Source organism: Streptomyces sp. BR1, from assembly GCF_052373795.1.
Lineage (GTDB): Bacteria > Actinomycetota > Actinomycetes > Streptomycetales > Streptomycetaceae > Streptomyces.
On sequence record NZ_CM126252.1, the window covers coordinates 2,781,286 to 2,795,039 of the forward strand.

Annotated in this window: 12 protein-coding genes; 2 read left to right on the top strand and 10 right to left on the bottom strand. The window is 71.1% G+C overall.

Annotated features, from left to right (window positions below):
- Positions 1 to 32 precede the first annotated feature (32 nt).
- The 6 genes from ACT1U9_RS11820 to ACT1U9_RS11845 form a co-directional block, all read right to left on the bottom strand.
- The gene (locus tag ACT1U9_RS11820; RefSeq protein ID WP_444538298.1) at positions 33 to 1,307 is read right to left on the bottom strand and encodes an alpha/beta hydrolase; all 1,275 of its coding nucleotides are present in this window, start codon (positions 1,305 to 1,307) and stop codon (positions 33 to 35) included.
- Between the two features lie 111 nt (positions 1,308 to 1,418).
- Positions 1,419 to 2,468 carry a hypothetical protein gene (locus ACT1U9_RS11825; protein WP_444538299.1) on the bottom strand — a complete coding sequence of 350 codons (1,050 nt, stop codon included), beginning with the start codon at positions 2,466 to 2,468 and terminating at the stop codon, positions 1,419 to 1,421.
- A gap of 12 nt (positions 2,469 to 2,480) precedes the next feature.
- On the bottom strand, positions 2,481 to 4,742 hold the full coding sequence (locus tag ACT1U9_RS11830) for a hypothetical protein (RefSeq protein WP_444538300.1): 2,262 nt from the start codon (positions 4,740 to 4,742) through the stop codon (positions 2,481 to 2,483).
- A 10-nt stretch (positions 4,743 to 4,752) separates the two neighbouring features.
- Positions 4,753 to 5,214 (bottom strand): hypothetical protein, encoded by a 462-nt coding sequence (locus tag ACT1U9_RS11835; RefSeq protein WP_444538301.1) that lies wholly within the window; start codon positions 5,212 to 5,214, stop codon positions 4,753 to 4,755.
- Positions 5,215 to 5,334: 120 nt separating this feature from the next.
- Complete coding sequence (locus ACT1U9_RS11840) at positions 5,335 to 6,036, bottom strand: response regulator transcription factor (RefSeq protein ID WP_361426689.1); 702 nt, start codon at positions 6,034 to 6,036, stop codon at positions 5,335 to 5,337.
- A complete protein-coding gene (locus tag ACT1U9_RS11845; RefSeq protein ID WP_444538302.1) occupies positions 6,033 to 7,313 on the bottom strand; it encodes a PspC domain-containing protein in 1,281 nt (426 codons plus the stop codon). The genes ACT1U9_RS11840 and ACT1U9_RS11845 overlap by 4 nt, the downstream gene beginning before the upstream one ends.
- Before the next feature lie 197 nt (positions 7,314 to 7,510).
- Here ACT1U9_RS11845 and ACT1U9_RS11850 point away from each other — a divergent pair, with 197 nt between their 5' ends.
- On the top strand, positions 7,511 to 8,848 hold the full coding sequence (locus tag ACT1U9_RS11850) for a PspC domain-containing protein (protein ID WP_444538303.1): 1,338 nt from the start codon (positions 7,511 to 7,513) through the stop codon (positions 8,846 to 8,848).
- Complete coding sequence (locus tag ACT1U9_RS11855) at positions 8,835 to 9,101, top strand: hypothetical protein (RefSeq protein WP_444538304.1); 267 nt, start codon at positions 8,835 to 8,837, stop codon at positions 9,099 to 9,101. The genes ACT1U9_RS11850 and ACT1U9_RS11855 overlap by 14 nt, the downstream gene beginning before the upstream one ends.
- Here ACT1U9_RS11855 and ACT1U9_RS11860 read toward each other — a convergent pair.
- The 4 genes from ACT1U9_RS11860 to guaA form a co-directional block, all read right to left on the bottom strand.
- A complete protein-coding gene (locus ACT1U9_RS11860; RefSeq protein ID WP_444538305.1) occupies positions 9,005 to 9,532 on the bottom strand; it encodes a DoxX family protein in 528 nt (175 codons plus the stop codon). The genes ACT1U9_RS11855 and ACT1U9_RS11860 overlap by 97 nt on opposite strands.
- A gap of 104 nt (positions 9,533 to 9,636) precedes the next feature.
- The gene (locus tag ACT1U9_RS11865) at positions 9,637 to 10,881 is read right to left on the bottom strand and encodes a hypothetical protein (RefSeq protein ID WP_444538306.1); all 1,245 of its coding nucleotides are present in this window, start codon (positions 10,879 to 10,881) and stop codon (positions 9,637 to 9,639) included.
- A 132-nt stretch (positions 10,882 to 11,013) separates the two neighbouring features.
- Positions 11,014 to 11,835, bottom strand: coding sequence for a class II aldolase/adducin family protein (locus ACT1U9_RS11870; protein ID WP_444538307.1), 822 nt, complete (start codon positions 11,833 to 11,835; stop codon positions 11,014 to 11,016).
- 132 nt (positions 11,836 to 11,967) lie between these two features.
- A complete protein-coding gene (guaA, locus tag ACT1U9_RS11875; protein WP_444538308.1) occupies positions 11,968 to 13,557 on the bottom strand; it encodes a glutamine-hydrolyzing GMP synthase in 1,590 nt (529 codons plus the stop codon).
- Positions 13,558 to 13,754: the final 197 nt, after the last annotated feature.

The window sequence follows — 13,754 nt, forward strand, 5'->3', positions numbered from 1 at the left end:
CCGGTTGTACGAACAGGAGTTGCCCCGCTTGACTAGGGCTTTACCTTTTCGGTACTTGCGTCGGCGGTTACGGGGCGGGGCGACGGGGTCGCGGCGGGACGGCCCGGCCCGTGCTGTGCGGGCCGCCCGCCGGGCAGATGGGCGCTCGCCGGGGCTCCGCTCGGCCGGGCGCCGCCCGCGGGCGCGCTCGGGACGGGGCCGTCGAGCACGCCGCTGAGCCAGCGGAAGGCCTGCGGCACCAGCGGCTTCCAGCTGGTCACCCGGTGCCCGCCGGTGGTCCGCACGGCGGTGACGAAGGTCGGCGCCTTGGCGACCCGCTCCAGCGCGAGGCCGTCGTTGTAGCCGTCGGCGGGCTCGCCGGTGAGGTAGAGCGAGGTGAGCGGCGGGGTCTTGGCGTGCGCGATTATCCACAGCGGGTTGGTCTCCCGCCGCAGCCGCGAGTCATGGGCGGCGACCGAGGAGGGCTCGGCGCCGGGGTCGTTGTAGCCGGAGAACCCGATGCCCGCGCGGAAGCGGTCCGGGTGCTCCAGGGCGAGCTTGGCCGCGCAGTGCGCCCCGGCCGAGAACCCGGCGACGGCCCACCCGGCGGCACTCTTCTGCGCCCGGAAGTTGTCGGTGACCATCTTGCGGACGTCCACGCTCAGCCAGGTGTCGGCGTTGACGACACCCGGCTGGTTGACGCAGCCGGTGTCCTGGCCGGGCAGCAGCGTGGTGCGCGGCGAGACCAGGATGAACGGTTTGGCCTCGCCGTTCTCCGTCATCGGCTTGAGCTGCGTCTGTACGTCGAGGTTGCCCCACCAGTCCCGCGCGGACCCGGGGTAGCCCGCGAGCAGTTCGACGACGGGGAAGTCCTTGTTCTTGTACGCCGGGTCGTCGTACTGCGGCGGCAGCCACACGTACACCTCCCCCTCCGCACCCGACAGCTCCCCCTTGAGGTGCGTACGTCGCAGGTCCGGCCCGATGTCGGGGTCGTCGGTGACCGGCGTGAAGGTCTGCCGCACCCGGGGCGAGTCGGCGATGTTCCGCCCGCCGGTGCCGTCGGCGCCGAGGTCGGGGGCGGCGGTGACATGGCTCTCGGTGCCGAGCAGATCGCCCCAGTTGTCGTACAGCCCGTACTGGTCGTTCACGGCCACGAACACCGCGACGATCGCGCTGGTCTGCGCCACCATCACCATCGCGAGCCGCACGGCCCCCCGCACCACCACGGGCCCCCCGACCCGCCCCCACACGAACAGCGGCACGAGCACGGCGAGCACGGCCACGATGAACGCGGCGGCGAGAAAGGGAGTACCGGTCAGGCTTGTCACGTGGAGGTAGAGGGTGAGGTTCCTGTCCGGGTTGACTGGTTTGCGAGGTTTTTACGTGAGGGGCTTGCGGGCAGGTGATGAACGGGCCTACACGCGGGCGCGCGAGTGGGCTTACGTCCGGAGGCCCTTGGGTGAGGCGCCGATGTTGATCAGTGCCTCGTTCAGCCGTTCCTTTCCTGCCTGGCCGGAGTCCGCGACCTGGCTCAGCGGCTTCGTGACAGACTCGGCCGAACGGCCGCTCGCCTTCACCAGGATGCCGACCATGTCCCGGGTCTGTCCGACCAGGGCCGGGTAGCCGTCGGCGCTCCGCTCCCAGGTGCGAGCGATGTAGCGGGCCGGGTCGGCGGAGTACGCCGGAACCGGACTCGCATCCCCGTCCGACAAGCCCTTCATCACGCCCCCCTTCCACCGCGCCGCCTCGCTCGTCGTGCGGGCGGCGAGAAGGTCCTCGGCTATGCCGTCGAGCAAACCCAGCACGCTGGCGGTGTCTGTGACCGGCACGGAGAGGGCGTACCCGGCCGACGTCCTGGAGATCCGCGCCAGGTCGTCCGCCGAGCGCGCGGTCTCGGCCTTGCGGAGCGTCGCGTACGCGGCGGGGTCGTCGGACACCGCTCTCATGACTCGGGTGAGCGACTCGCTGTACACCGGCATGCGGACGACTCCCTTGTCGTCGCGCCACGGTCCGTCGTGCTTCATGTTGTAGACCGCCGAGCCGCCGTAGTTCACGAGCGTGGTGTGCATGTCGGTCGAGTAGTCGGCCAGCAGATCCGCGACCGTCTCTCGCAGGGGCCCCGCCATGTCCGCCTTGGAACGGTTGTGGAAGTCCTCGTCGAGGGTGTTGACCAGGTCGCGCATGACCCCGGCCTGCTGGAGCGTGTGCCGCCCGGAGCCGTCCGAAGCCGCCGCCTTCTTCAACGCGGCCGCCAGCTCCTGGCAGTTCATGTCCTTCGGGTCGGCCGGAGCCAGATCCTTGCGGATGCGGGCGTTCTCGCCGACGGTGGCGCAGGACGGCCCCGACCCGCCGCCGTCGGAGCGCAGGGCAAGCCACGTGCCCACTCCCGCGGCGAGAACGACGACGGCCGCGGCGAGGGCGAGCGCCTTCACCGGCGCCCGGCGGGCCTTGGGCTCCTGCGGAGCCGCCGTCGTCACCTCTGTCTCCATGCCTGCCCCGACTCAGTTGGTGGTGTCGGTGAGGTAGCCGCGCGCCATGGTCAGCCCGTCGGTGTGCCCGTGCATGATGTCGGTGATGAAACCGTTCACCTGCGTCTGGCCCTCCGGCGTGCTGGTGTTGTAGCGCTCACTCCCCCAGTTGCCCACGATCGTCTTCATCTGGGTGTCCGCCTGCATGAAGGAGTCGGAGATGCCCTGGTTGGCCTTCGAGTCGGCCTGCGCCCGCATCGCGTTGTCCCACTGGTAGGTGAGGGTGTCGACACCGCGCTGCAGGGAGTCACCGAAGGCGATGGTCGTCTCGCCCGCGGTGAGATAGAGCGGCGTGAGCGCGCCACCGATGAAGTGGTACGCCATCTTCGCCTTCCAGTCGGCCTTCGTGTACTCGGCCGAGCGAGTGTCGTTGAGCACGTCCTCGCGTATCGCGGTGTACGTGCCGAGCACGGACCCGGCGTGCGAGAGCGGCACACTGCGGTCGTACCCCGTCGCCCCCGGCGGTATCTGGTGCAACTGCTGGTCGATGTAGCGCAGTTCGGTCTTGTTGAGATCCGCGTAGGCGTTCGGGTCGTCCGAAAGCCCCCGCATGACCTGCACCAGCTTGTCCGGCGGCGTCGCCAGATGCGCCTTGCCGTCCGGACCCGTCCAGGCCCCGTCGGCCAGGTGGTCGACGAATCCGCCGCCGGATCCGCCCAGGATCTCGTGCGTGTCCGGGGTGTACTCGGCGAGCGCCTTGGCCACCGGGTCGCGCAGGTCGGCCTGGACCGTGGTGCTGGTGCCGCCGTCCAGGTTCTTGATGATCGCGTCCATCACCCGCGCCTGGGCCTGGGTGTGCCCGGGCACCGGATACGGATCCTGGTTCACGCCGAGCGGCGGGTGGCCCGTCGCCGCGGCCTCCAGCGCCGAGCCGAGCCCGGCACGGGGGTTGGGGATGGGGACGTTCTGGGGGCCGCTGACCCCGGTGGCGATGGCGTGCGAGGGCCATTCCCGGCTGCCGTGTCCCTGGCCCACCAGGTACTGGAGGTGGTCGGCGCCGTCCTTGTTGGCGGGGTCGAAGAAGTACGTCGAGGCGTCCGGGTTCTTGCTCATGACGCCCATCAGCGCGTCGATCGGGTCCGGAGTGATGCCCTTGTACTCGGCGCCCCACGTGTCGAACAGGCCGTGCTTCTGCGCCTTCTCGGCGGCGATCATGTGATCGCCCAGGTCGTTCAGATACTGGTCGTCGTACGGGACGTCGGCCTTCTGCATCAGCGTGGTGAGGATCTGGTATCCGTGCAGCGGCTGCGAATTGCTCCCGTAGTTGTGGACGCCGGCGTTGTCCATCCCGGCCGTCCAGTCCTTGTAGAACTTTCCGTCGGCGCTGTCCAGCCACGCCTTGTACTTCTCCGAGCCCGGCGGCATGTCGGCGACCTTCCCGGGGACGGTGGTCGCGGTGGCCAGCGAGTCGGCGAAGCCGCGCTCGATGGCCGCGTAGTCGCTCTTGTGGTCCTTGTCGGAGAGCGCCCAGTCGTCCACGTGCCGGGTGAACTTGATCGCGCCGTCGGGGCCCAGGCTCGCGAGCAGGGTCTGGGTGAAGACCTTGTCGTGGGCCTTGTCGCGGAACAGGGCCTCGGCCTCGGCCAGCTCCTGCGGGGTCAGCTTCTTGCCGTCGTTGACCTTGTTGGCCAGCTGGATCGCCGCATCGGCCTCGTAGTGCTCCACGTCGCCGACGGCCTTGCCGTTGAAGCCGTTCGGGGTCCCGGAGAACGGGCCGGGGTCCGCTCCCACGGCCTCCAGGGCGATCTTCACACCCTGGTCGGCATCGTCCATGGCGGACACGGCCTGCTGGATGTGCTGGCTCCAGGAGCTCTCGACGTCGCGGAAGTCCGGGTCTTTGCGCATCTGCTGGGCCGCCTGCGCGGTGACCTTGCTGAAGTCGAAGGTCGCGGTGCCCGTGTCGGACACCTTCATGCCCGCCTTGATGGCGTCCTCCCTGGCGGACACCACCTTGGCCTTCAGGTCCACGAACTGTGTGTGCGCCTCGCGCAGCAGCGAGGCGACGGCCTTGGCCTCCGTCTGCGCGGCCACGTACTGGTTGTGCGTGGTCGCGAAGTTGGGCCGGGAGTAGAGCGAGGCCTGGCCGGTCCAGGTGCCGTCCAGGCTCACGTTCTGGACCTGGTTCTTGTAGCGGTCCTCCAGCTTCTTGAACTCCCCCGCCATCGCGTCCCACTTGTCGGCGGCGGTGGTGAGCTGGGAGAGATCGGTCTTCATGATCTCTTCGTAGGTCAGCAAGGCGGGTCTCCTACGGGTGCGCCGGCGGCGAGATCTGGTACAGCCCGGACGGTTTGATCAGCGGGTTGAAGTCGTTGCCGACGCCGAGGTCCTGGTTGAGGAACAAGGAGGTGGTGCCGCGCAAGGCGGACTTCTCACCGGAGAGCCGGGCGAGCAGTGCCGTGACCGACTTCCCCCAGTTCTCCTCGGCCTTCTTCAGACCCGCCGCGGTCGACCAGCCCTCGAACGCCTTGACCGCCGTCGCGGTCGCCTCGTCCGCCCAGGCGCCCGCCTTCTTGCTGTTGGGCTCGAAGTCCGTCTCGATGTCGTTGGCGGCGGTCTTCTTGCGCCCCGCGTTGGAGGTCAGGTCGTTGTCGTTGCCCGGGCCCGCCGGCGCGGGCGGCCCGTCGTTCGGCACCCGGTTCAGCCGCATGCTCACCGGCTGCGCGGCGGCCGCCGCCTTGCTCGACGCCCACTCTTCCTCGAAGCTCATGGACCACTCCCCCGTGTCCCGTGGATCACCAACGGCGCGCAGCGTAACTTCCCTACCGCGAAATCACATTGGTTTTGACGCTGTCTTGACAATCCCGGTTCCCGCCCCCGGCGGGGCCTCTCAGACCAGGCGTCGCGCCGTAGCCCAGCGCGTCAGTTCATGGCGGTTGGAAAGCTGCAACTTGCGCAGCACCGCCGAGACATGCGACTCGACCGTCTTCACCGAGATGAACAGCTGCTTGGCGATCTCCTTGTACGCGTAGCCGCGCGCGATCAGCCGCAGCACCTCCCGCTCCCGCTGGGTCAGGCGGTCCATGTCCTCGTCCACCGGCGGCGCGTCCGTGGACGCGAAGGCGTCCAGGACGAAGCCCGCCAGGCGCGGCGAGAAGACCGCGTCGCCGTCCTGGACCCGGAAGATGGAGTCGACCAGGTCCGTACCCGTGATCGTCTTGGTGACATAGCCGCGGGCACCGCCCCGGATCACCCCGATCACGTCCTCCGCCGCGTCCGACACCGACAGCGCGAGGAAGCGCACCGGCCGCTCCGCGTCCGCCATCAACGGGGCCGAGCGGCGCAGGACTTCCACGCCGCCGCCGCCCGGCAGGTGCACGTCCAGCAGCACGACCTCCGGCCGGGTCGCCGTGATGACCGTGATCGCCTGGTCCACGTCGGCCGCCTCGCCGACCACCTCGACGCCCGTCTCCTCGGTGCGCCCGATCTCCGCCTGGACACCGGTGCGGAACATGCGGTGGTCGTCGACCAGGACGACCCGCACCCGCCGCTCGGCTCCGCCCTGGGCTCCCTGGGTCTGCTCCGTCGTCATCCGTCCGCCCTCTCCATCTCCAGCTCGACCTCCGTGCCCCCACCGGGCACCGAACGCAGCCGTGCCGTTCCGCCGTTGCGCTGCATCCGGCCGATGATCGATTCTCGTACGCCCATCCGGTCGCCGGGCACCGCGTCCAGGTCGAAGCCCGGGCCCCGGTCCCGTACCGAGACGAAGACCGTACGGCCCTCGACCTCCGCGAAGACCTGGACCGCTCCGCCCTCGCCACCGTACTTCGCGGCGTTCACCATCGCCTCGCGCGCGGCCTGCATCTGCGCGGTCAGCTTCTCGTCGAGCGGGCAGTCGCCGACCACCACGACCTCCAGCGGGACGCCGTGCTTGTCCTCGACCTCGGCGGCGGCCTTCTTCACCGCCTCCGCGAGCGTCGTCGGCTCCTGCGCCTCGTCCTTGCCCGTACCCTCCGGCTTGTAGAGCCACGCCCGCAGCTCCCGCTCCTGGGCTCGGGCGAGCCGGCGCACCTCGCCCACGTTCTCCGCGTTGCGCTGGATCAGCGTGAGGGTGTGCAGCACCGAGTCGTGCACATGGGCGGCGACTTCGGCACGTTCCTGGGCGCGGATGCGCATCAGCCGCTCCTCGGAGAGGTCCTGGGTCATGCGCACCAGATACGGGCCGGCCAGCAGGGCTATGCCCGCGATCACCGCGAGCGCGGCCGTCATCACATTGCCGAGCTGCGCGGCCGAGCCCCGCACCACCACGAACGCGGTGAAGCCGGTGCCGACCAGGGCCACACCCGCCAGGCCCCGGGCGAGCGGCAGCAGTCGGCTGCGCTTGGCGCCCTCGGTCCAGCGGGCGCGGCGGGCGTTGTCCGCCTGCCGCCACACCAGGATCACACCGGCGCCGACCAGCAGCGTCGGCCAGATGTAGGGGCTGGCCCAGCCGTCGACGTTGACGTTCCCGGCGAAGATCGCCGCGCCCACGCAGAGCGCTATCAGCGCGACGACCTGGCCCTTGTCGGGCTTGCGGAGCCTGCGGCGGCCGTCCGGGCTGACCTCGAACGCGGAGCGCGGCTCGGCGGCCGTACCGCCCAGGCCCAGCGGCACCACGAACCAGAACACCGCGTACAGCAGCGCGCCCAGGCCCTCGATCGTGAACAGGCCGAGGAAGACGATCCGCACCCAGACCACCGGCAGCCCGAGGTGGCCGGCGAGCCCGCGCGCCACGCCACCGAGCATCCGCCCTTCGGCGGACCGGTAGAGCTTGCGCACGGGTGGTTCGTCGGCCTCGATGGGCGCGATACGGGAAGCGGCGACTGACATGCACCGATCGTCACACGCCGAGCCGGGCGCGGACATCAGGGAATGCCCCCACACCGCCCCTGATCCGCGATCCCCGCACGGGGGAGGACGGATCCCCCGTCAGGGGGAGGCCCCAGCCGCCCCATCAGGGCAATCTCAGGGACAGGCCAGGGTCGAGCCGGGTGCCGCACGCCCGCACCGCCCGTCACCATGGACGTATGACTCAGCCGACCGAGACTCCCGTCGCGCCGCCGGACCCGGCGCCCGCCGCGCCGCAGCTGCGCCGCAGCAGCCGCAACAAAGTGATCGGCGGCGTGTGCGGCGGGCTCGGCCGGTGGTGCGACGTCGACCCGGTGATCTTCCGGGTGGCGCTCGGCGTGCTGACCGTCACCGGCGGCCTCGGCCTGGTCTTCTACGGCTTCGCGTGGCTGCTCGTCCCGCTGGACGGCGAGGACGAGAACGAGGCACGGCGGCTGCTTTCGGGACGCGTCGAAGGGGCGGCCCTCGCCGCCGTCCTGATGGCGCTCGCCGGGTGCGGGATCTTCCTGTCCATGATCGGCAACGATTCGGTGCTCGCCTTCGCGGGCCTGCTCACGCTGACGGTCACCGGCACCGCCGTCTGGTCGCAGCGCCGCTCCACCACTCCCCCGGACGCCCCGCCGGACACCGCCGCCGCCCAGACGGCGACCGGCGCCGCGTCCCAGACCTTCGCCACCCCGGGCGCACCCCCCGAGACCAAGGCGCCGCCCGCCCCCGGCCCGCCCTCCTGGTGGCGCGACCCGATCGTCAAGGACGGCACCACGGGCCCGGTCGGCACCGGCTATCTGTGGGGTGCAGAGGGCGCCGACGCGCCTGCGCGACCCGGGTTCGGGGCCCGCGCCAAGGAGGCCCAGGCCGAGAAGGCGGCCGACCGGGCCACCCGGGGCCCGCGCCCGATCGGCGGGCTCGTCTTTCTGCTCGCGCTGATCGCGGGCGGCATCGGCACGGCGGGCGGCTGGGGGCACCAGCCGCTGGGCACCGCGCTCCAGATCGGCCTGACCGCCGCGCTCGCGGTGTTCGGCCTCGGCCTGGTGATCAGCGCGTTCGTGGGGCGTACGGGGTTCGGCACGCTGTTCATGGCGGTGCTCACCGCGGCCCTGCTGGCCGGGGCCTCGGCGCTGCCCAAGACCATCGACACGCATTGGACCCGGGCCGACTGGAAGCCCGCCGCGATCGCCGACGTACAGCCGTCGTACCGGCTGGGCACCGGCGAGGGCACGCTGGATCTCAGCCGGATCGTGGTGCCCGCCGGGCAGAGCGTGTCCACGCGCGCGGAGCTCGGCGCGGGCCGGCTCCGGGTGTTCGTACCGAAGGACGTGACCGTGAAGGCGACCATCCAGGTGGGCGTGGGCGATGTCCAGTTGCCCAGCGAGAGCCCGCACGACGTGGACGTCGAGCCGCACCAGAAGAAGACCGTGACGCTCGCGCCGCCCGCCGGCGTGAAGCCCGCCGGGACCGTCGAGCTCGATCTGCATGTCTCCATCGGCCAGGCGGAGGTGGACCGTGCCGCGTCATGAGTTCCGGCCCGGGCGCCTCATCGCGGGGGCCGCGGTGCTCGCCACCGCCGTGCTGTTCGCGGGCGATGCCGCCAACGAGTGGGACACGCCCTGGTACGCGGTGATCCCGCTGATGTCCGGCGGTCTGGGGCTCGCGGGTCTCGCGAGCTGGATCGCCTACGGGGTGCGCAGACGGCGCCGCGCCGCCAGCCAGGCGTCCGCCGACAGCAGCGGCGTCCCGGCGAGCACCAACGGCAGCCAGGCCATGAGGTAGGCCAGGTCGTTGCCGTAGTAGTACGGCGTGGTCGCCCAGCTCACCGTCAGCCACAGGCTGAGCGAGATCAACGCCCCGCCGGCCGCCGCGACCCGCCCGAACAGGCCGATCAGGATGCCGAGTCCGACCGCGATCTCGCCGAACGCGATGGCGTACCCGAAGCCGACCGGGCTCTTGAGGGCGAGGTCGACGAGGGCGGGGATCGCGGAGCTGTCGCGCACCGAGTGCATCAGCTCCCCGATCGAGCCGCTGCCGCTCGCCTTGAGGGTGGTGGTGCCGCCGGTGAGCTTGTCGAACCCGGCGTAGACGAACGTGACGCCGAGGAAAACGCGCAGCGGCAGCAGCGCGTACTTGCCCGCCGTAGCCCGCAGCCCCGTCCTGCCCGTCGCCGTACCGCCGCTATGTGTCCGGGTGAGGTATCCGTGTGCCATCGCCGATCCCGCCTTCCGTATCCCCTGTCAACAGACCATACGTACGGGAGGTACAGGCGGCTCAACCGGTTGAGCCGTCAACGGGCCCAGTGCGTTGCGTCGAATCAGTCCGTGACGTCGATCGAGATGCGGTTCGTCTCGACGCCCGCCGCCGTCACCACCCGCACCTCGACCCGGCCGGGCTCGACGTCGACCGGGACCGGCACGGTCAGCAGGGTGTCGGTGGGGTTGGCGAAGCCGCCGGTGACCGGGATCAGCGGGACATGGACATGGACGGCGCCGATGCGCACGACCATCCGGGCGAGCCGGTCGGGGGTGCCCGCGCCCGGCGGCACGAATCCGGCGCCGCGGATCTCGATGTCGTCGCCGGTGCGAATGGGCGCGTCCAGATCGCCCGCCTCCCGCGCCCGTACGACCGAGAGGACCACCGGACGGCCGCCCTCCGCGTACTTCCCGGCGAAGTACGTCACCGCCGACACCGCGACCAGCAGCGCCAGCGCCCACGGCAGATCGGGCAGCTGCTCCGGCCGACGGGCCAGACGCACCCCGGCGAAGATCACGGCGACCGCGCTGACCAGCACGTACTGCACATCCGAGAAGCTGCCGCGCCCGGCGTCGTCGGTGAGCAGGTCGGCGGCGCGCGGCCGGTCGGCGCGCACCTTCTGCAGCCGCTGCCCCGCGATGCGTACGACCACCACGCGGCGCACCACCACCGCGATCGCGCAGACGAGCGCGACCACCGTCAACAGGCCCGCGCCCCGGCCGAGTTTCAATCCGTCGAGCACGTCGTCGCGCTCCTCGGAGCCGGACGCCCCGGCCAGGCGCAGCGCGAGGACGAGGACCGCGAAGACCACGAGCAGCACCCAGGCGGCGGCCACCGCGCGCGAGGTCGAGAGCCGGTTGTCCTCGCCGACGACCGGCGCGAGCAGGCCGCCACGCGCGCGATGCAGCCGGGCGGCCCCGGTCAGCAGGACGGCGGCGGCCACCGCGGCGATCAGGCCCGCGGTCCGCGCGGCGGTCCAGCCGGTGCCGATCGCGGTGGACGACTCGGCGAGGGCGAGCGCGGCCACGCTGCCCCAGACGATCGCGACGGTGGCCCGCCAGACCGCGCCCGGCCAGGCGTGACCCGCCTCCCGGCCGCATTCGGCGAGCACCCGCGCGGACTGGGTGAGCTCGTCCGACACCCACTGGCGGGACGCCCCGGCGGAGTGCGCGACGGCGGCGGGCAGCCCTTCTCCGGCGGCGAACCCGTCGCGCTTGGCCAGGAACTCCGCGACCGCGCGCCGGTGCCCGTCCCGCGACCCCGGCCCGCACTCACCACCGCACTGCCGAGCCTCCTGCACCGCCACAGAGATCTCGCCCTTTCCCTCACGCCACGCCCAAGTCACCTCAACTGTCAGGGAATTGTGCCGTACGCGGACCACCCCCCGCCCGACGGGGCGTCGCGGCGCGAGTGATTGACGCACCATCAAATTGACGTACTACGACAGCAGTTCGGGCTCCGACTCACTGATCTGGTGCCACAGCGGCTGGTAGTTGATCCAGGCGACCAGATCACTGCCCAGCTGATCGTGGGTGGCGACCGCGTCCCTGCGGTCGATGAGCACGGGTTTCCCGGCCGCCCGCGCGGCCAGCTGCACCTGGGCGCAGCGCTCCATGGCGATGAACCACCAGGCCGCCGCGTCCACCGAGTCCCCCACGGTCAGCAGCCCGTGGTTGCGCAGGATCACCGCCTTGTACGCACCGAGCGCGGCCGCGATCCGGCGCCCCTCCTCGGCGTCGACGACCACACCCGTATACGCGTCGAAGAGGGCGTGGTCCTCGAAGAACGCGCACGCCTCCTGGGTGTACGGCTCGATTAGCTCGCCGAGCGCCGCCAGTGCGCGCCCGTGCACCGAGTGGGTGTGCGCGACGGCCACGACATCGGGCCGGGCCCGGTGCACCTGGGCGTGGACGGCGAAGGCCGCCTGGTTGACGTGGTGGCGGCCCTCGACAACCTGGCCGTCCCCGTTGACCAGCACCAGAGTGCCCGCCGTGACATGCGCGAACGGGACGCCGAAAGGATTCACCCAGTAGCAGTCCTCGAACTCCGGGTCCCGCGCGGAGATGTGCCCGGACACGCCCTCTTCGTAACCGAACCCCGCGAACAGGCGCAGCGCGCCTGCCAGGCGCCGCTTGCGGTAGCGCCGCTCCTCGGCCGGGTCGTCGTGCACGGGGGGCAGCGAGAACTGGAGCTGGTCGACGGGTATCGGAGCGGGGGCGGCCGGCGGCGACTCCGCGGGCGTCTGCGGGATCTCGGTCATGGCCGGAAGTTACCGCGCGTTCTCGCAGGTGAACAGAGTCGTGCGCGGGTCGGCACAGCACACGCACACGACGACGGCGCCGCCCGAAGCCGGGCGGCGCCGTCGTACGTCAGACGGGGATCAGGCCGTGGCCTACTCCCACTCGATCGTGCCCGGCGGCTTGCTCGTGACGTCGAGGACCACGCGGTTGACGTCGGCCACCTCGTTGGTGATCCGGGTCGAGATCTTCGCGAGCACGTCGTACGGCATCCGCGTCCAGTCCGCCGTCATGGCGTCCTCGGACGAGACCGGGCGCAGCACGATCGGGTGGCCGTAGGTGCGGCCGTCGCCCTGGACGCCGACGCTGCGGACGTCCGCGAGCAGCACGACCGGGCACTGCCAGATCTCGCGGTCCAGACCCGCCGCCGTCAGCTCCTCGCGGGCGATGGCGTCGGCCTCGCGCAGCAGGTCGAGGCGGTCCTTGGTGACCTCGCCGACGATACGGATACCCAGGCCCGGGCCGGGGAACGGCTGGCGCTGGACGATCTCCTCCGGCAGGCCGAGCTCCTGGCCGACCATGCGGACCTCGTCCTTGAACAGCTTGCGCAGCGGCTCGACGAGCTCGAACTCGATGTCGTCGGGCAGGCCGCCCACGTTGTGGTGGGACTTGATGTTCGCGGTGCCGGTGCCGCCGCCGGACTCGACGACGTCCGGGTACAGCGTGCCCTGCACGAGGAAGGCGACCTCGGGGCCGTCCTCCTGGAGGATCTCCAGCTGGGCCTGCTCGAAGACGCGGATGAACTCGCGGCCGATGATCTTCCGCTTGGTCTCCGGGTCGGAGACACCGGCGAGCGCGGTGAGGAATCGCTCCTGCGCGTCGACGACCTTCAGCTGGACGCCGGTGGCGGCCACGAAGTCCTTCTCGACCTGCTCGGTCTCGCCCTTGCGCATCAGACCGTGGTCGACGTACACGCAGGTCAGCTGGGAGCCGATGGCCTTCTGCACGAGGGCCGCGGCGACCGCCGAGTCCACACCGCCGGACAGACCGCAGATCGCGCGCTTGGTGCCGACCTGCTCGCGGATGAGGGCGACCTGCTCCTCGACGACGTTGTGCGTCGTCCAGGTCGGCTCGATGCCCGCGCCGCGGTAGAGGAAGTGCTCCAGGATCTGCTGGCCGTGCGTGGAGTGCAGCACCTCGGGGTGGTACTGGACGCCGTACAGCTTCTTCTCGTCGTTCTCGAAGGCCGCGACCGGCACGACGTCCGTGGACGCGGTGACGGTGAAGCCCTCGGGCGCGGCCGAGCAGGCGTCGCCGTGCGACATCCACACCGACTGCTCGGTGGGCGTGCCCTCGAAGAGCGTCGACCCGGCCTTGGTGACGTGCAGCGGCGTACGGCCGTACTCGCGCGCGCCGTTGTCGTCGACGGTGCCGCCGAGCGTCGTCGCCATCAGCTGGAAGCCGTAGCACATGCCGAAGACCGGGACCCCGGCCTCGAAGATCTCGCGCTCCAGGACGGGGGCGCCTTCCGCGTACACGGAGGACGGGCCGCCCGAGAGGATGATCGCCTTCGGGTTCTTGGCCAGCATCTCGGCCACGGGCATCGTGCTCGGCACGATCTCGCTGTAGACCCGGGCCTCACGGACGCGGCGGGCGATGAGCTGGGCGTACTGGGCGCCGAAGTCGACAACGAGGACTACGTCCGGGTTGGAAGCGGGCGCGGCAGCAGGGGACGCTGATGACACTGGCGGCCTTCCGGCGAAGGGAGGGGGTCGGTATTTGTCGATTCTACCGGGGAGCGGAGTGGGACCTTTCGTCTCACCATCCGAACCGGGGTTGGCCCGGCCCGGGGCGGTCGGTCCATACTGTCGCCATGCGCAAGCACCAGACCTTCGTCTTTACCTATGGCACCCGGCCCGCCGGGCGCCATGGTCGTGCTGCT

What these genes read in the sequence shown, in the direction of transcription:
- ACT1U9_RS11845 (WP_444538302.1), bottom strand. Translation starts at nt 7,313, where the DNA reads ATGTCAGTCGCCGCTTCCCGTATCGCGCCCATCGAGGCCGACGAACCA.
- ACT1U9_RS11825 (WP_444538299.1), bottom strand. Translation starts at nt 2,468, where the DNA reads ATGGAGACAGAGGTGACGACGGCGGCTCCGCAGGAGCCCAAGGCCCGC.
- ACT1U9_RS11870 (WP_444538307.1), bottom strand. Translation starts at nt 11,835, where the DNA reads ATGACCGAGATCCCGCAGACGCCCGCGGAGTCGCCGCCGGCCGCCCCC.
- ACT1U9_RS11840 (WP_361426689.1), bottom strand. Translation starts at nt 6,036, where the DNA reads ATGACGACGGAGCAGACCCAGGGAGCCCAGGGCGGAGCCGAGCGGCGG.
- ACT1U9_RS11835 (WP_444538301.1), bottom strand. Translation starts at nt 5,214, where the DNA reads ATGAGCTTCGAGGAAGAGTGGGCGTCGAGCAAGGCGGCGGCCGCCGCG.
- ACT1U9_RS11860 (WP_444538305.1), bottom strand. Translation starts at nt 9,532, where the DNA reads ATGGCACACGGATACCTCACCCGGACACATAGCGGCGGTACGGCGACG.
- ACT1U9_RS11850 (WP_444538303.1), top strand. Translation starts at nt 7,511, where the DNA reads ATGACTCAGCCGACCGAGACTCCCGTCGCGCCGCCGGACCCGGCGCCC.